This is a genomic window from Methylobacterium sp. UNC378MF (assembly GCF_900103195.1).
Lineage (GTDB): Bacteria > Pseudomonadota > Alphaproteobacteria > Rhizobiales > Beijerinckiaceae > Methylobacterium.
Genome location: NZ_FMWU01000038.1, coordinates 1 through 16,880, shown reverse-complemented (window position 1 = coordinate 16,880; position 16,880 = coordinate 1). Strand labels below are relative to the sequence as shown.

The 16,880-nt window shown below is 71.3% G+C and carries 12 protein-coding genes and 1 pseudogene; 6 read left to right on the top strand and 7 right to left on the bottom strand.

Annotated elements, in window-relative coordinates:
- Positions 1 to 214 precede the first annotated feature (214 nt).
- Complete coding sequence (locus BLT59_RS27370; protein ID WP_091788472.1) at positions 215 to 5,122, bottom strand: malto-oligosyltrehalose synthase; 4,908 nt, start codon at positions 5,120 to 5,122, stop codon at positions 215 to 217.
- On the bottom strand, positions 5,119 to 6,924 hold the full coding sequence (treZ, locus tag BLT59_RS27365; protein WP_091788541.1) for a malto-oligosyltrehalose trehalohydrolase: 1,806 nt from the start codon (positions 6,922 to 6,924) through the stop codon (positions 5,119 to 5,121). The genes BLT59_RS27370 and treZ overlap by 4 nt, the downstream gene beginning before the upstream one ends.
- 217 nt (positions 6,925 to 7,141) lie before the next feature.
- Here treZ and BLT59_RS27360 point away from each other — a divergent pair, with 217 nt between their 5' ends.
- Positions 7,142 to 8,032 carry a hypothetical protein gene (locus BLT59_RS27360; RefSeq protein ID WP_175544155.1) on the top strand — a complete coding sequence of 297 codons (891 nt, stop codon included), beginning with the start codon at positions 7,142 to 7,144 and terminating at the stop codon, positions 8,030 to 8,032.
- Positions 8,033 to 8,051: 19 nt separating this feature from the next.
- Here BLT59_RS27360 and BLT59_RS27355 read toward each other — a convergent pair whose 3' ends face one another.
- Both BLT59_RS27355 and BLT59_RS27350 read right to left on the bottom strand, forming a co-directional pair.
- Positions 8,052 to 8,327 carry a YiaA/YiaB family inner membrane protein gene (locus tag BLT59_RS27355; protein WP_091788466.1) on the bottom strand — a complete coding sequence of 92 codons (276 nt, stop codon included), beginning with the start codon at positions 8,325 to 8,327 and terminating at the stop codon, positions 8,052 to 8,054.
- A 47-nt stretch (positions 8,328 to 8,374) separates the two neighbouring features.
- Complete coding sequence (locus tag BLT59_RS27350) at positions 8,375 to 9,049, bottom strand: PspA/IM30 family protein (protein ID WP_091788463.1); 675 nt, start codon at positions 9,047 to 9,049, stop codon at positions 8,375 to 8,377.
- Positions 9,050 to 9,154: 105 nt separating this feature from the next.
- Between BLT59_RS27350 and BLT59_RS27345 the strand changes: the two genes are divergently transcribed.
- Together BLT59_RS27345 and BLT59_RS27340 are read left to right on the top strand one after the other, a co-directional pair.
- Entirely contained in the window at positions 9,155 to 9,781 is a 627-nt protein-coding gene (locus BLT59_RS27345) for a TetR/AcrR family transcriptional regulator (protein WP_091788460.1), read from the top strand.
- Positions 9,782 to 10,136: 355 nt separating this feature from the next.
- A complete protein-coding gene (locus BLT59_RS27340) occupies positions 10,137 to 11,177 on the top strand; it encodes an ABC transporter substrate-binding protein (RefSeq protein ID WP_091788457.1) in 1,041 nt (346 codons plus the stop codon).
- 12 nt (positions 11,178 to 11,189) lie between these two features.
- Here the strand turns inward: BLT59_RS27340 and BLT59_RS27335 are convergent, their stop codons facing one another.
- Together BLT59_RS27335 and BLT59_RS27330 are read right to left on the bottom strand one after the other, a co-directional pair.
- Positions 11,190 to 12,767, bottom strand: coding sequence for a DHA2 family efflux MFS transporter permease subunit (locus BLT59_RS27335; protein ID WP_091788454.1), 1,578 nt, complete (start codon positions 12,765 to 12,767; stop codon positions 11,190 to 11,192).
- Positions 12,764 to 13,972 carry an HlyD family secretion protein gene (locus BLT59_RS27330; RefSeq protein ID WP_091788451.1) on the bottom strand — a complete coding sequence of 403 codons (1,209 nt, stop codon included), beginning with the start codon at positions 13,970 to 13,972 and terminating at the stop codon, positions 12,764 to 12,766. The genes BLT59_RS27335 and BLT59_RS27330 overlap by 4 nt, the downstream gene beginning before the upstream one ends.
- 77 nt (positions 13,973 to 14,049) lie before the next feature.
- On the opposite strand from BLT59_RS27330, the gene BLT59_RS27325 reads away from it, so the two are divergent.
- A complete protein-coding gene (locus BLT59_RS27325) occupies positions 14,050 to 14,718 on the top strand; it encodes a TetR/AcrR family transcriptional regulator (protein ID WP_091788448.1) in 669 nt (222 codons plus the stop codon).
- 247 nt (positions 14,719 to 14,965) lie between these two features.
- Positions 14,966 to 15,676, top strand: coding sequence for a DUF1013 domain-containing protein (locus tag BLT59_RS27320; protein ID WP_091788444.1), 711 nt, complete (start codon positions 14,966 to 14,968; stop codon positions 15,674 to 15,676).
- Positions 15,677 to 15,691: 15 nt separating this feature from the next.
- Here BLT59_RS27320 and BLT59_RS27315 read toward each other — a convergent pair.
- Positions 15,692 to 16,529 (bottom strand): annotated as a pseudogene (locus BLT59_RS27315) (IS5-like element ISMra2 family transposase).
- A 111-nt stretch (positions 16,530 to 16,640) separates the two neighbouring features.
- Here BLT59_RS27315 and BLT59_RS27310 point away from each other — a divergent pair.
- Positions 16,641 to 16,880 (top strand): helix-turn-helix domain-containing protein (locus tag BLT59_RS27310; RefSeq protein WP_139174127.1); only part of this gene is annotated, 240 nt, incomplete at its 3' end.

The following is a 16,880-nucleotide window of genomic DNA, read 5'->3' as shown; positions in this document are numbered from 1 at the left end:
TGTGTCGTAACGCCCGAACCGCCCGGGCGTGCCTCATGGATTCGGCTGGTCTTCTCTCAGCAGACTTGCGTGACAGGTCTGCGGAGAGGATGCCGGTGGAAACATCCGGAACGCCGTCATCTTTGCGGGCGAAGCGAAGCAATCCCGATGGCGCCGTGCCTCTTGCGGTCGCGCTGCCCTCGGTCGCTTCGCTGCGCCCGCGATGACGGAGGGATCACGCCTCCCGCCGCAGCACCGCGTAGGGCAGGTCGCGCAGGAGGTCGCCGAGATCGGCCCCCTCCCCCTCACTCTCAACGATCCGCCCCGAGACGAGGTCCCGCCAGCGTGTGCCCGCCCCGAGATCCACCCGGGTGCCGGCAAAAGCCTCACCCGACCAGACCGCCTCGCCGACGAGGCTCGCCACCAACCGCGGTACCGCCACGAACAGGTCGCCGCCCTCCTGGACGGGATCGGCCCGCCGATAGGCGATGACATGGTCGGCCCGCGGCCCCGCCGCATCGACGGGCTCGTAGGCGGCGATGGCGTAGAAATCCGGGCGCTCGGCCCGCTCGGCCAGCAACCGCGTCAGCGTCGCCTGCTTGATCCGCCCATCCGGCCAATGCGCCAGCAACGCCACCGGTTCGCCGCCCTGTTCGAGCATCCGTTCCAGGGCCGGATAATCCACCGGGCGGCGGTTGTCGGGATCGACGAAGGAGAAATCCCAGATCTCCGTGCCCTGGTAGGTGTCGGGCAGGCCCGGCAGAGTGCATTTCAGGACCGTCCGACCGAGGCTCGCCAGCATGCCGAGATGGGCGAGCCGCCGGGCGAAGGGCCGGAGCTCCCGCAGGAAGTCCGAGCCCGGTGCGATCAACGCCGTGAACAGCTTCTTGACCGCGCCTTCGTAGACCTCGTCGACGTTGACCCAACTCGACCGGCGCTTGCCCTCCCGCATGGCCTTCTCGCCGTAGGCGATGAGCCGGTTGCGGAAATCCTCGATCGCCCTGGGTTCGTCCTGCTCCAGCAACTCCAGCGGCCACGCGCCCAGGATCGCCTGGAAGAACATCCACTGGTCGTTGGCGTCGGGAGCCGGCTCGCCGTCGATGCGGGCGAGGTGCGGCCCGGCGGTCCGCTGCCACAGGTCCCAGGCCTTGGCCCATTCCTCCGGGATCTCCGACAGGGCGAGCAGCCGGGTGCGGGCATCCTCGCCCCGCTTGGTGTCGTGGGTCGCCGTGGTGATCATGGCGCTCGGCCAGTCCCGGGCGCGGGCGATCTGCAGATCGTGGAAATGGCCTTCGTCGATCCCGTACTCGCCCGGATCACCGCCGACCTCGTTGAGGCCCAGCAGGCACGCGTAGCGATAGAACAGCGTGTCCTCCAGGCTCTTGGCCATGACCGGGCCGGTGAGCTGCTGGAACCGGCGGCGGAAGCGCAGGACCACCCGGGGGTCCGGCCGGCCCGGACCCGTGGTCTCGATCCGCCCGAGCAGGACTTCGGCGGCGAAATCGTGGACCGAGCGGTCCGGCAGGCTCGACCAGCGCTTGGCCTTGGCGACCGCCCCCTCGATCAGGCGCACGTCCTCGGGCTCGACCTCGCCCTCCTCCAGCTCCGGCGGCAGGTAGCTCCGGTAGGTCGGGAAGCGCGCGATGACCTCGATCAGCGCCCGGCGGAGCGCGTTGACGGTGAAGTCGCGGGTGCGCCGGTCGGCATCGGCGACCTCCTTGAGGTCGGTGGTCAGCACCTCCAATTCGCTCGCGAAGCTGATTTCCAGGATCTCGGCCTTGGCGGCGCGGAGCTGGAAGCCGTAGGGCTCGTCGAAGCCGGTGGCCCAGGTGTAGAGCCGTTCGACCTTCCCGCGCCGGGACTTGTCGACGAGAATGCCGTCGAGCTGGTTGAGCACGTCGTAGCCCGTGGTCCCGGCCACCGGCCAGGGCCGCAGCCGCTCGCCGGGCTCCAGGATCTTCTCCACCACCACGTAGAAGCCGGGGCCCACCGCCGCCTGAAGGGCCCGCGCGTAGCCCAGCGGGTCGGCGAGGCCGTCGATGTGGTCGATGCGCAAGCCGTCGATCCGGCCCTCGCGGACGTGCCGGAACACGGTCTCGTGCGAGCGGTGGAAGATGTCGGAGAGCTCGACCCGCAGCCCCGCCAGGGAATTCACGTCGAAGAAGCGGCGGTAGTTGATGTCGCTCGACGCCACCCGCCAATGGGCCAGCCGGTAAGCCTGGGCCTCCAGCAGCCGGTGCAGCGGCCCGAAGCTGTCCGGGCGGCCCTTGAAGCCGTTGAGCAGCGCCAGCGTGCTGGCGGTGGCCTCCTGGATCAGCGGCGACACGCCGTAGATCTCGGCGAGCCGGCGCTTCAGCCCCTCGGCCTCCTCGGGGAAGGTTTTTCTGCGGGTCTCGTCGGCGTCGATCGACATGGCCCGCAGCCGCTCGGAGATGGCGAGCAATTCCGCGGTGGTGTCGTCGTCCACCGCCCCGATGGCGGCGATCACCCGGTTGAGAATGGTCGGGTAGCTTAAAGGTCGGATCGGGAGCTGGTGCTCGTAGTGCCAGACGCTGAAGGCGCCCTTGTCGGGGTCGAATTTCAGCTCCAGCGTGCCCTTCTCCAGGGCCTCGCCGTAGCGGTCGCCCAGGAACGGGATCACGAGGTTGCGCCCGGCCCCGAGCCGCTGCCAGTCGATGTCGAACGCGTCGGCGAAGGGCGAGAGCGAGCCCCATTCGAGCACCGAGAGCCACCACGGGTTGTCGGAGCCGCCGACGCCCATGTGGTTCGGGACGATGTCGAGGAGGAGCTTGATCCCGTGGGCGTGGAGCGTCTCGGAGAGCCGGATGAAGCCCTCTTCGCCGCCGAGTTCCGGGTTGATCGCGCCGTGGTCGACGATGTCGTAGCCGTGGGTCGAGCCGGGCCGCGCCTTCTGGAGCGGCGAGGCGTAGACGTGGCTGATCCCGAGCCGCTGCAGGTAGGGGACGATCCGACCCGCATCCGCAAAGGTGAAGTCCTTGTGGAACTGCAACCGGTAGGTCGAGCGCGGCGGCGGCGCGGCGAGCCGCGCGGCGCCCGAGCGCGGGCCCCGCGCCTCCGCCGAGAGGGAGGCCGCGAGCTTCGCCAGCGGCCCGCCGGGGGCGGCGATGTCGGCGAGCTCCCGGTCGAGCTTGCGCCGCCAGTTCGGATAGCCCTCGGTCGAGCCCGGCACGTTGGCCTGGGCGAGTTCGGAGACCACGTCCTCGTACTGGACGGCGGTGAGCATCGAGGGCGCCCGAGCGAGGTAGCGGGCGGCGGCCTCGAAGGGCGCGGCATCCGGCGGCTCGGCGGAGGGGAGAAGCTGCTCCCCGGCCAGCGCCTCGGCGAGGCGGCGGCGCTCGACGACGCGCTCGGCGCGCTCGGCCTCGGCCCGCTCGTGATCGTAGAGGCCCAGCGACTGGCGGGTGTCGGTGTCGACCCCGCGCCACCAGCCGACAAAGGTCGGCAGGTCGTGGGTGGTGATGGCGGTGAGCGCGTCCCGCGGATAGGCGGAGGGCGGCTTGAACCGCCCGTCGGCCTCGCGCTCGAAGGCGAGGATCCGGTAGCTCAGCACCCCGGCCCGCATCAGCGCGTCGGAGAAACCCTCGGGCGCCGTGCCGAGATCCTCCGCGATGACGAGGCACTTGTTGCGGTGGCTCTCCAGGCGCAGAACCGCCAGCATCGGCTCGAACGGCATGGCCACGTAGGCGCCGGCCTGGGCGCCCGCGCCCAGCGGGATCAGGAACAGGCGGGCGAGCTGGAAGGCGTGGTCGATCCGGATCGCGCCGGCGTGGCGCATGTTTGCCTGGACCAGGGCGCGGAAGGCCGCGAGCCCGTCGCGCTCCATCGCCAGCGGGTCGAAGGCCGGCAGGCCCCAGTTCTGGCCCTTCGGCGCCAGCAGGTCCGGCGGCGCGCCGATCGAGACCTTGTCGGCGAAGCGCTCGGGATGCGACCAGATCTCGGAGCCGCCCCTGTCGGCGCCGACCGCGAGGTCGCGGTAGAGCCCGACCCGCATGCCGGCACCCAGCGCCGCCGCGGAAGCCGCCGCGAGCTGCTGGTCGGCCAGATATTGCAGCCAGGCATGATAGCCGACCAACTCGGCGTTCCCCGCCGCGAAGGCCGTCACCGCCTCCGTGCCGGCTCGGCGGTAATCCTCCGGCCAGTCGCCCAGCCAGTGTGCCCCCTGCCCCCGGAAATGCTCCGACAGGGCCTCGAAGATCGCGTGCGCTTCGAGATCCGCGCCGCCCTCCTGGCGGAAGCGCTCGAAACCCGCGTCCGTCCCGGCCCGGGCGGGCGAGTCCGCCCAGAGGGCCCGGAGCACCGGATCGAGCACGTCGTGCACGCCCTGATGGTCGACGAGGGCGGCCTCGCGGAGCGCCGCGATCGCGTCTTCGCGCTCGGCCAGCAGCGCCTCGGCCCGCGATCCGGCGAGCCCCGGCAGGCTGCGGGGTGCGATGAACAGCGTCTCGAGGAACAGGCGCGAGGAGGGCGAGTAGGGCGAGATCTTGGTCCGGTCGGAGCCGAACAGAGCGTGGACCGGGCTCAGGCCTAAGAACGCCGCCCCGCGTAAGGCCGCCTCGCGGGCGGCCTCGCCGGCATCCGCGTAGGTGCCGATGCCGATATTGCTGCCCGAGCGCAGGCCGTAGAGCTGGGCAGCCATGCCCCAGTCGGAGGCGCCCTCCTCCGTGTAGGGGCGCGGACGCCAGCAGCGCTGCGGCGCGGCGATCACCCAGGATTCGGTGCGGGTCTGGCCGGCCTGCACGGTGAGGCGGTGATAGCCCGGGGTCAGCGGCGGCAGTTCGAAGCCCGGCTCGGATCCTTGCGGGTTCGCCCGCCCCTCGCGGGCCGTGCCGCGCTCGTCCACGAGGCGCCAGACCAGGGTGTGGGGCGCGCCGTTCGGCGGACGCACCGGAACGCGTGCGGCGCGCCGGGCTTCCACGGGCAGGAGCGGCGGGATCAGGCCGCGGCGCAGGCTCTCGACCTCGGCGAGGCTCCCGGCGATGGCCGCCTCGTCGTCCACCGCGAAGCCGAGCGCCGCGAGCAGGCCGCGGCGCACTGCCAGCGGCGTCTCGACGGGCTTGCCGAAGGCGTCGGTGTAGCCGGCGGCGACGCCGACGAGGTCGGCGAGTTTTTCCAGCGGGCTCACGAGCGGGACTCCGTCAGGAACACGCCCGTCCAGGACGGGAGATCGCGTCCGGCCCCGTCCGGGGCGTTGGTCCAGACCAATCGGGCGCCGCCCGGATCCAGCGCGAAGGGGGCGTCGCCGACATTGGCGACGAAGCGCAGGGTGCCGGCGCCGAAGCGCCAGGTGCAATCGACCACGTCGGCGCGCGGCAGGGTGGCGGCGGCGCCGTCGTAGCCGGACTTCGCCAGGGGCACGACCGCGTCGCGCCGCAGCCCCAGGAGCCGCGTCGTCTCGGCCAGCACCTCCCGGTGGGGCGAGCGGTCGCGCTCGGACCAGTCGAGCTTCGACGCGTCGAAGGTCTCGCGCTCGGTCGGGTCCGGGATCTTCGAGGTGTCGTCCGCGAAGGCCGCGAAGCTCTTGAACTCCCGGCGGCGGCCGTCGCGCACCGCCTTGTTCAGGTCCTCGTCCGGCGCGAAGTCGACGAAGAACAGGAACGGCGCCGAGGCCGACCATTCCTCGCCCATCCAGAGCATCGGGATCTGGGGCGCCAGCAGGAGCCCTGCCCGGGCAAGGTCGAGTTTTTTCGGATCGGCCAGGTGGTTGAGCCGTTCGCCCAGGGCGCGGTTGCCGACCTGATCGTGGTTCTGCAGGAAGGTCACGAAGGCGGAGGGCGGCAGGTGCCCGGAGGGCTCGCCGCGGGGATGGTTGTCGAGCGTGGCGAACGGCTCGCCCTGATACGCAAAACCCTCCGCGAGGCAGCGGGCGAGATGTGCGACCGGTTTGTCGGCAAAGCTCTTATAGTAGCCGGCATCCTCGCCCGTCAGCAGCACGTGCCAGCAATGGTGCAGGTCGTCGGCCCACTGGGCGTCGTGCATCTTCGGGCGCCCGGCGGCGTCCCGCTCCAGCCAGCGGGCCTGATTGGCCTCGTTCTCCAGCATCAGGTGGATCTGCCGGTCCGGGAAGGTCCTGCGGACCGTCTCGCCGAGCTCGGCCAGGAAGTGGCGGGGTGAATCGTCGAGGATCGCGTGGACGGCGTCGAAGCGCAGGCCGTCGAACCGGTACTCCTCCAGCCAGTACAGGGCGTTCTGGATGAAGAACTGCCGCACCGTGGCGCCGCTCTCCTTGCCGTCGAAGTTGATGCCCGCGCCCCAGGGCGTCTGGTGGCGCTCCGTGAAGAACGTCTTGGCGTAGGCGTGGAGGTAGTTCCCGGCTGGGCCGAAATGGTTGTAGACCGCGTCGAGATAGACCATCAGGCCGAGCCCGTGGGCGGTGTCGATCAGGCGCTTGAGGTCGTCGGGCCGGCCGTAGGCGCCGTCGGGCGCGTAGGGCTGGACGCCGTCGTAGCCCCAGTTGCGCGAGCCCTTGAAGTCGGCGAGCGGCAGCAGCTCGATGGCGGTGACGCCGAGCGCCTTCAGGTCGGGCAGCCGCGCCTGCAGGCCGGCATAGGTGCCCTCCGGCGTCGCGGTGCCGACATGGCACTCGTAGATCACCGCCTCCTCGAAGGGCCGCCCGGCCCAGCCCTCGTCGGACCACGCGTAGGCGCGCGGGTCGATCACCTCGCTGAGGCCCGAAACGTCGTCGGGCTGGAAGCGCGAGGCGGGATCGGGGGCGACGAGGTCGCCGTCGATGCGGAAGCCGTATCGGGCGCCGGGCTTCACCCCGGGCAGGGCGGTGCGCCGCCAGCCGCCGCCGGATTCCGGCAGCGGATGATCGATGCCGTCGACGACGAGGTCGACGCTCCGGGCGGTGGGCGCCCAGAGGGCGAAGCGGACGCCGCCCCCGACCATCTCGGCCCCGAATTCCATGCTGTGGGCGCGCCGCATCGGGCCACCGTCCTCGTCATTGGCCGCGCGCACCGGGGCACAAGCGCAGCAGGATCATCTGTCGTGGGAGAAGGCCCCGGGTTCGATCCGGTTCCCGCAGCGCAGCTATGGCGGGACCGCCGTGTGGCAATGGGGCGACGGGCCGCCAGCGGATGCGCTGAAATTAAGCCGCAGTTCCGTCCGCGCGGGACGGCTCTATCTTGCCCGGCCGGCACTCTTGTTGGTCTGGGAGCGGACACTGGGTCGGGCGCACATCATCGGCATCCACGGGCTCGCCAACAAGCCGCCCCGGGATGAGAAGGCCGCGTGGTGGCACGCCGCGATCCGTGAGGGGCTCGACCGCAATCTCGGGCTCCGGGTGGCCGAGGCCGATCTGCCCTTCACCTTCGTCTACTGGGCGGATTTGCGCTACCCGCAGCCGCTCTCCGGCGACCGCAACCGCGAGCCCTACGGTCCCGATTACGGCCTCGGGCCGTTCCCCTCCCCGGCGGGCCATCCCGACAGCGCCGAGCCGACCCTCACCGACCGGATCTATCGCGGCCTGTCGCACCTGCAGGAGGCCGCCGGGCTGACGCCGGTGGACGACCTGATCCTGGAATACCGCCTCGACGATCTCTGGGGCTACTACGAGGATGCGGCGTTCCGCTCGGCGGCGCGGGCGCGCCTGCGCGACACGCTGGCCGCGGCCGCGACGGATGCCGTGCTGATCGCTGCGCATTCGATGGGCAGCCTGATCGCCTACGACGTGCTGCGCGCCGCCGAGGCGGACGGGACGCCGATGCCCCGCTGCGCCCTGGTCACCCTCGGCGCGCCCCTCGGGCTTGCCGAACTGAAGCTGAAGCTCGCCGACGAGCACGGCGATCTCCGGGTGCCGGCGGCGCTCACCGCCTGGACCAACCTGATGGACCGGCAGGACATCGCCACGGTGGGCGACGACCTCGCGGCCCTCTACGCGCCGAACGCCGTCGGCGTGCGGGTGCGGGACGTGCCGGTGATCAACGCCTACCGGAGGCCGGACGGCGCCGAGAACCGGCACAAATCCTACGGCTACCTGCGGACCCCGGAATTTTCCCGGGTGCTCGCCGCGTTCCTGGACGCTGCGGGCTGAACGGACGCCTCGGAGCCGGTCAGAGCCGGCCCGGCACCGCCTCGCGCAGGACGCGCTCGGCGGCGGCGTCCTCGATCTTGTTGATCAGCCGGTTCGCCTCGTGCTCGTCGCGCAGGGTCTTGGCCAGCGTGAAGGTCGTGCCCGTGAGGAACAGCGACGCCATGGCGAGGTAGCCCTTGATCCAGATATCCGCGGGCAGGAAGAAGATGCCGATCGTCAGCATGGCGGCGGCGGCGGCGAAGCTGACCAGCGTGAAGGTCTTCCAGGCGCCGGTATGGGGCATCTGCGGTGTCATGGTGCGCTCCTGTGGGGTGATCAAAGTCGGGGGTCATGCAGATCCGGTCAGGGCCGGGCCCTGAGCCGGTCGAGCACCGTCCGGGGGTCCGTGCGCGGACGGCCGTAGCCGGCCGCTTCGAGGTCGGCCTCGATCCCGCCCCCGGCCTCCGTCTCCAGCTCGGTCAGCGCGGCGGCGACGTCCGCCTCGGCCGCCTGCCGCGCGCGCAGGCGCTCCAGGGTCCGCTCGGCCTCGCCCAGCGCGCCGGCCGACAGGGTCGTGGCCCGGCGGCCCTCCAGTCCGGCCCGGCGCAAGGCCTCGGTGGTGCGGGCGGTCTGGAGCCCGAGGTCGAGATCCCGCAGCCGCTCGCCGCCCTGCGCGACCAGGCGCTTCAGCCGCTCGACCTCGGCGGCGAAGCGTTCGGCGGCGGCCCGGCGGTCGGCCCGCTCGTCCTCCAGGGCGGCGATGTGGATCGCCGCCTCGGTCCCGAGATCCTCGCGGCCGTCGCCGAGCGCCCGGCGCGCCCCGTCCGACAGGGTGTCGATCCGGCCGCCGATCGCCGCCAGGGCGCGCGCCTCGGCCGCGTGGTAGGCCATGGCGACGGCCAGTTCCCGGCGGGCGGTCGCCAGGGCGCCGGCGGCCTCCCGGATCTGCTGGCGCAGGATCGTCACGGCATGGGCGTCGTGGATCGCCTGGGCGTTGTCGGCGATCACGCCGCGCATCAGGAAGGAGAGGGTCCTCATCACGGTTCACCTCGCGGGAACGGCGGCCCGGACCGTGTCCGGATTTGATTGAGCGCCGTTCATGAAACAGGTAAACACGGCACGCGGCCGAGTGCAAGGGATAAAATGAACGAGGTTCATAAAAAAATGCGCGGGCGACCGCGGAAGGAGGCGGGCGACCGGGAGGCCGATCGCCGGGCCCTGATCGCCGCCGCCTTGGCGATCCTGAACGAGGGCGGCGTCACGGCGCTGACCGCGCGGGGCGTCGCGGAGCGGGCCGGCACGGCGGTGGGCTCGGTCTACACGCAGTTCGACAGCCTGGAATTGCTGCGGCTGGAGGCCAATGCCGTCACCATGCGCCAGCTCCGGGACACCCTGGCGGGGGCGCTGGCGGCCTGCCCGTCGCGGGAGACGGAGGCGCGGCTCCTGTGCCTGGCCGACGCCTACCTCGCTTTCGCAGGCGAGCACCACGCCGCCTGGGCGGCGATCTTCGAGCGCCGCACCGTGGCGGCGCCGGACACGGTGCAGGCCGATATCGCGGCCCTGTTCGGGATCCTGGAAGGGGTGCTGCGCGACGGCGGCCGCCTCGCCGAGGCGGCGATCCCCGTGATGGCGCGGGCGCTGTGGTCCAGCGTCCACGGCATGACCTACCTCGCCGATCTCGGCAGCCTCGGGCCGCTCGGCGTGGGTGACGTACGGCCGATGATCGACGCGCTGGTGCGGGCAGCGGTGCGGGGCTTCTCGGCGGACTGAGCGCCCGGCTCGCTCCGCGCCCTCGCAAGAGGCCGCCACCCCGTGGCCACATCGGCCCGATTGCGCGTCCCGGCCATCCGGCCCGCCTCGACCCGGGGCTTCGCGCTGACGAGCCCGATCCCGAGACCGCGACGATGCCGACCGGAGCGGTCGCCGCGATGGCGGGGCGCTTCGCGCCGCGCCCGATCATCACCCAACGCTCCGCGCCGATGATTTCCCGGCGCCGAACTTTGAGGCTCCGGCGTAAGCGGGCCGAGACGGCAGGGCCTTGCGCGCGCCGGCCCGATTCTGTCCACTCGCTTCAACGACAAGCCCGGATCGGACACGGAGCCGCCGGGCCACAGGGAGAAGCGTCATGGTGCGTACGTCGCGGACGGGCTCGTCGCTGCTGGGCCGCCGCCGGCTCCTGCGAGCGGGATCGGTCCTCCTGCTGGCCGGGCTGGCGCTGGCCACCTCCGCCCGGGCCGACGATGCCAAGGTGCGGATCAGCCGGCAGCCGGGCTTCGTCTACCTGCCCGCCGTGCTCGCCGAGCAGCACAAGCTGATCGAGAAGCACGCCAAGGCGGCGGGCCTCGGGGACGTCACGGTGGAATGGGTCAACCTGACGAGCGGCGCGGCCGGCAACGACGCGCTGCTCTCGGGCAATATCGACATCGTCGACAGCGGCTCGACCAACATGCTGCTGCTCAACGATCGGACCCGCGGGGACGTGAAGGGCCTGTGCGGCGTCGGCTCGACGCCGATGCTGCTGCTGACCCGCAATCCGGACGTGAAGACGCTCGGCGACTTCTCGGCCAAGGACAAGATCGCGCTGCCCTCCGTGAAGGTCTCCTCGCAGGCGGTGCTGCTCCAGATCGCCGCCAAGACGGCGTTCGGTCCCGAGAACGCCACCAAGCTCGATCCCCTCACCGTCCAGCTCGGCCATCCCGACGCGGTGGCGGCCCTGGCCAGCCCGCACAACGAGGTCAACAGCCACTTCTCGCTGCCGCCGTTCCAGCAGCGCGAGCTGCAGGATCCGGCGATCCACAAGGTGCTCAATTCCTACGAGCTGGTCGGCGAGCCGGTGAGCAACGCGATCTTCTACGCCCGGACCGGCTGGTTCAACCGCAACCCCAAGCTCGCCGCCGCCATCGTGGCCGCCATCGACGAGGCCAATGCCGCGATCGCCAAGGACCCGCTCCAGGCCGCCAAGGACTACGTGGCGGCCACCAAGGAGAAGACGCCCCCCGAGACCCTGGTCGAGATCATGAAGGAGCCGGGGACGAACTTCTCCACCACCCCCTACGGCATCATGCTCCAAGCCCGGCACTTCTACGCCATGAAGACCATCAAGGCCGAGCCCAAGGACTGGAAGGACACGTTCTTCCCGATCGTCCACAACCTGCCGGGGAAGTAGGCGCCCGGCCACTCAGTGCGCCTCCACGGGCCCGGCGGCGCGCTGCGGCTTCTTGAGGACCGCCACCACCGCGAGGCTCGCCACGAGGCTTACCCCCACCAGCCAGAACCCGTCCGCGTAGGCCATGACATAGGCCTCGCGGCGGACCTGGGCGGCGAGCTGGCCCAGCGCGACGCCCTTGGCGGCCAGCGGGTCGGCGATGCGGGCGTGCATCCCGGCCGCCAGCGCCGTGAGCCGGTCCTGGGTGCGGGTGGCGTTGACGGTGATCGCCTCGGCCAGCATCGAGAAATGGAAGTGCTCCCGCCGGTCGATCATGGTCGAGAGCATGGCGATGCCGATCGAGCCGCCGAGATTGCGCATCATGTTGGACAAGGCCGAGGCGTCCGCGGTGTCGCGGGGCGCGAGGCCGGCCGTGGAGAGCTGGGAGAGCGGGATCGTGAACAGCGGCTGGCCGATGGCCCGCATGATCTGCGGCAGGATCAGCTGGTCGGCGCCGACGTCGTGGGTGAGCCCCACATTGATCCAGCAGCTCGCGATGAAGAACAGCGTGCCGGTGACCACGAGGAGCCGCGCGTCCACGGCGCGCATGATCAGCGGCATCATCGGGAACAGCAGCAGCTGCGGCAGGCCCGACCACATCACCACGGTGCCGATCTGCTGGGCGTTGTAGCCCTGGATCTGCGCGCAGTAGACCGGGATGATGTAGATCGACCCGTACGAGACCGCGCCCAGAACGGTCATCAGCACGCAGGCGCCGCCGACCGAGCGGTTGGCCAGAACCCGCAGGTTGATGAAGGGCCTCGCCGCCGTCAGCTCGCGGAGGATGAACCCGACGATGCCGGCGACCGCGATCCAGCTCGCCTCGACGATCACCGGTGACCCGAACCAGTCCTTGCGCTGGCCTTCCTCCAGCACGAACGTCAGCGCCGGAAGGCCGGTGGCCATCAGGCCGATGCCGATCCAGTCGCCCTTGAGCAAGTCGCCCCAGCGCGCGGGCGCGGCCTCGAAGGCGCCGAGCTGGATCGCGGCCGCCACGGGTCCGAAGATCAGGTTCAAGTAGAAGATGTAGTGCCAGGACAGGTTGTCGGTGAGCCAGCCCCCCACCGTCGGGCCGATGGCCGGCGCGAAGGTCGCGGTCAGCCCGAACAACGCGATGCCGACCGCCTGCTGGCTCTTCGGCAGCCGCGTGCGCACGATCACGATGGCAGTGGGGATCAGCACGCCGCCGGTGAAGCCCTGGCCGGCCCGGAACAGGATCATCTGGCTCAAGGTGGTCGAGAGCGCGCAGGCCAGCGAGAAGGCGGTGAACAGCATCGTGTTCACCGCGAGGTAGCGGCGCAGGCCGATCACCGAGGCGAGCCAGCCGGTGAGCGGGATCACGATGATCTCGGCCATCAGGTAGGCGGTGGAGATCCAGCTCCCCTCCTCCGTGGAGGCGCCGAGCGCCCCCTGGATGTCGGCGAGCGAGGCGTTGGTGATCTGGATGTCGAGGATTGCGGTGAAGGCGCCGAGGATCGCGCCGAACACGGCGAGCCAGTCCCGCGCGCTAGCCTTCGCCTCCGGAGCGGCCCCGGCCGGCACGGTGCTCATCGGGGCAGGGCCTCGCTGACGAGGGCCGCCGGGGCGGGCTTCGGTCCGCGCCGGGCCGGATCGACCGCTTCCACCGGATCCTGGGTGTGGACCGTCGCCTGCACGGAGAGGCCGGGCCGCAGGCGGGCGAGGAGCGGGTCCGACGGGTCGAGGGCGACGCGCACGGGCACGCGCTGCACCACCTTGGTGAAGTTGCCGGTGGCATTTTCGGGCGGCAGCAGCGCGAATTGCGAGCCGGTACCCGGCGAGAAGCTCTCGATCCGGCCCTGGAATTCATGGTCGCCGAAGGCGTCCACCGTGACGGTGACGCGCTGGCCCTCGACCATGTGCCCGGTCTGGGTCTCCTTGAAGTTCGCCACCAAGTAGATGTCCCGGCCCATGGGCACGAGGGTCAGGAGCCCGGTGCCGGGCGAGACCACCTGGCCGACCCGCAGCGCCCGGTCGCCGGCCACGCCATCGATCGGCGCCAGGATGGTGGTGTAGCTGAGGTCGAGCCTCACCCCCTCGACCTTCGCCTGCGCGCCCTCCAGGCTCGCGCGGGTGCTGGCCTCGAGCGCCTTCAGGCTGTCGATCTGCTTCTGCGCGGCGTCGAGCGAGGCGGCCGCCTTGTCGCGGGCGGCGTGGCGCTGGCGCAGGTCGGCATCCGCCTGCTGCTGGCGCTGCACCGTGCCGGATCCGGTCTGCAGCAGGTTCTGGTAGCGGGTGTATTCCTGCTGCGCGAAGGTCAGCGCGGCCTCGGCATTGGCGAGGTCGGCCCGCGAGGAGGCGACCTGCGCCTGCTGCTGGACGATCGCGGCGGCGACGCCGAGCACCTGCGCCCGGTCCTTGTCGACCTCGGCCTCGGCCTGCTTGAGCTGGACCCGGTAGGACCGGTCGTCGAGGCGCGCGATCACGTCGCCGGCCTTCACCGGCTGGTTGTCGCCGACCATCACCGCAGCGACGATGCCGGCGATGCGGGGCGCCACCGTGACCTTGTCGGATTGCAGGTAGGCGTCGTCGGTGGTCTCGAGGAAGCGCCCGACGCTCCACCAGTGCCAGCCATAGGTCCCCGCCCCGCCGAGCGCGAGCAGGCCCACCAGGGGCAGGACGGCCCGCGCCCGGCCGCGGCGCGGCTTCGCCGCGAGGGCTGCCGGTGCGGCCGAGCCGGTCGCGGCGCCCGCGACCGGCTCGGCGCTCTTGAAGCTGTCGCTGCGACGTGCGTCCATCGGGTCTGGCCAGAATCAAAACGGTACGGTATCGTTTTGATAATCCGAATGGCCGTGTTGAGCAAGGAGGATCGCGGGTGACGGTCACGGAGATCGATCCGGCGGGGCCGCGGCGGGGCGGTCGGCCGACCCGTGCGGAGGCGGCCCGGCGCGAGGCACACCTGATCGCCGTGGCAACGACCCTGTTCCTGGAGCGTGGCTTCGACGCCACCTCCATCGACGCGGTGGCCGAGGCCGCCGGGATGAGCAAGCCGACGGTCTATGCCCGCTACCGCGACAAGCGGGCGCTGTTCGAGGCGGTCCTGCGCGAGCGGATCGCCGCGTGGCTGGCGCCGCTCTCCGCCGCCGCCGAGGCCCAGGCCGCGCAGGGCGGGCGTGACGACGTCGAGACCGCCCTGCACGATCTCAGCCTCACCCTTCTGGCCCACGGGCAGTCGCCCGGCGCGGCGATGCTCAAGCGCAACCTCGTGGCCCAGGCGCTGCAGTTTCCCGAACTCGCCCGCCTCGCCCACGAGGAGGGCTGGCTGCGCGGCGTGCGCGCCGTGGCGCAACTGCTCGACGCCTTCGCCCGGCGCGGCCGGATCGCGGTGGCGGATCCCGAGATCGCGGCCGACCTGTTCCTCAGCCTCGTCCTCGGCCGGTCGTCCCAGGCGACTCTCTACGGCATTGCCACCGATCCGGAGGCGCAGGAGCGGCGGCGCCAGGCGGCGGTGCGACTGTTCCTCGACGGGGTGCGCCCGCGCTGAGAGGGCGCGGATTATTGTTGAAGGAGGCGGTCAGACTCACGGCCGGATTTGAGCCGCGGTTCTCGCCGCTCGCGGAATCCGCGCCTGATGCCCCGAACCGCGTAACCCGCGATTGCGCCCCTCCCCGCCCGGGCCTATAGTGCCTCATCCCCATTCGACAGCGTGAGACGGGACGTCCGGATCCACCATCCGGAGCCCGCGGCCCGATGCCCGGCCCCCGTCCCGCCAGGCCGGAGCACGAGAAGACATGTCCCAGGGTCCGCTGATGCCCAAGGCGACCGCCGTCTGGCTGGTCGAGAACACCTCGCTCGCCTTCGAGCAGATCGCCGATTTCTGCAAGCTGCACCCGCTGGAGGTGAAGGGCATCGCCGACGGCGAGGTCGCGGCCGGCATCAAGGGGCTCGACCCGGTCTCCACCGGCCAGCTCACCCGCGACGAGATCGAGAAGGCCCAGAAGGCGCCGCACTACAAGCTGAAGCCTGCGGTCTCGAAGGTAAAGTTGCCGGAGGTGAAGCGCACCACCAAGGGGCCGCGCTATACCCCGCTGTCGCGCCGTCAGGACCGGCCGAACGCCATCCTGTGGCTGCTGCGCAATCACCCGGAGCTCAAGGATTCGCAGATCATCCGGCTGGTCGGCACCACCAAGTCGACGATCCAGCAGATCCGTGAACGCACCCACTGGAACTCGGGCTCGCTCCAGCCGATGGATCCGGTGACGCTCGGCCTGACCACCCAGATCAACCTCGACTTCGAGGTCCAGCGCGCGGCAGCCGACCGCCCGGCCGCGGTCGCGGCCGAGTCCGGCGCCTCGCTGCTGCCGACCGAGGTCTCCACGGCCCGCGATGCGGACGAGCGGGAGCAGGAGGACGATCACGGCGGCCGCGAGGAGCGGCTCGACGCGGATTCGGTCTTCGCCAAGCTCAAGGGCCGGCACCAGGACGAGGACGACGAGGACTAGGGCGTCTCTGCAAACTCATGTGAGCCAGAGCATGGTCATGCCGAGGGTGACCATGGCGAGGTAGTTGGCAGCCCGCTTCTCGTAGCGGGTGGCGATGCGGCGATACTGCTTGAGGCGGTTGATCAGCCGCTCGACCTTGTTGCGCTCGCGGTACGCGGCCTTGTCAAAGTCGGGCTGACGCGGCTGGTCCTTGCGGGTCGGGATGACCGGCTCGATCCGACGCTGCCTGAGGCGACAACGCGCCGGCGGACTGGAGTAACCCCGGTCCCCTGCCGTCCTACGGGGCCGCAGGCGCGGGCGGCCTCGCCCTGAGCGCGGGACCGCGCCCTTGTCCATCAAGGCGTCCAGTGCGAACTGCTCGTGCCTTTCGCCGGCCGTCAGCACCGCCGCGATCGGCTTGCCGCCGCCCTCGGCGCGCAGATGCAGCTTGGTGGAGAACCCGCCCTGGCTGCGCCCGAGCGCTTCGCCCACGCCCTCGACGGTGGCCTCACCCCCCGATGGCGCCGGACCGGCGTGCCCCGGCGGCGTGCTGGTGGGCGCGCACCACCGTGGCGTCCACGAAGTGCAGATCCCAGTCCAGGGCGCCGCGGGCGTCCGCCTACGCCTGCAGGCGCTGCAGCACCCGGTCGAACACGCCGGCCTTGCGCCAGCGGTAGAACCGGCTCGACACGGTTCCGACCGCCCCGTAGCGGGCCGGCAGGTCCTCCCAGGGAGCACCGGTACGCAGGATCCAGAGCATGCCGTTGAGCACTTGGCGGTGATCCTCGGCGGGCCGGCCCGTGCGCGGCTTCTGCGCAGGCAGCAGCGGGGCGATCTGCTCCCACTGCGCGTCAGTCAGTTCAAAGCGTCGCATCAGGCCCACATGGGGCCGATCCCGCGGCCTGTGAACCCTTTGCAGAGACGCCCTAGTGCAGTGACGCGGACGGAGGATTCACGCAGGCGGTGAGGCGTGCGAGTCTGGGCCATGGCTCAGACGGTATGCGTTCTTCTCGATACGAGCGACGCGGCACGGCTGGCTGCGATCGCCAGCGACCGCTCTCGCCCGCTCAAACATATCCAGCGCGCCCGCATCGTCTTGCTCTCGGCCGAGCGCCTGAGTGTCCAGGACGTCGCCCGGCGAGCGGGCGTCAGCCGTCCGGCCGTGTGGCGCTGGCAGCGGCGCTACGCCGAGGCGGGCGTCGAGGGTCTGCTGCGCGACAAGACG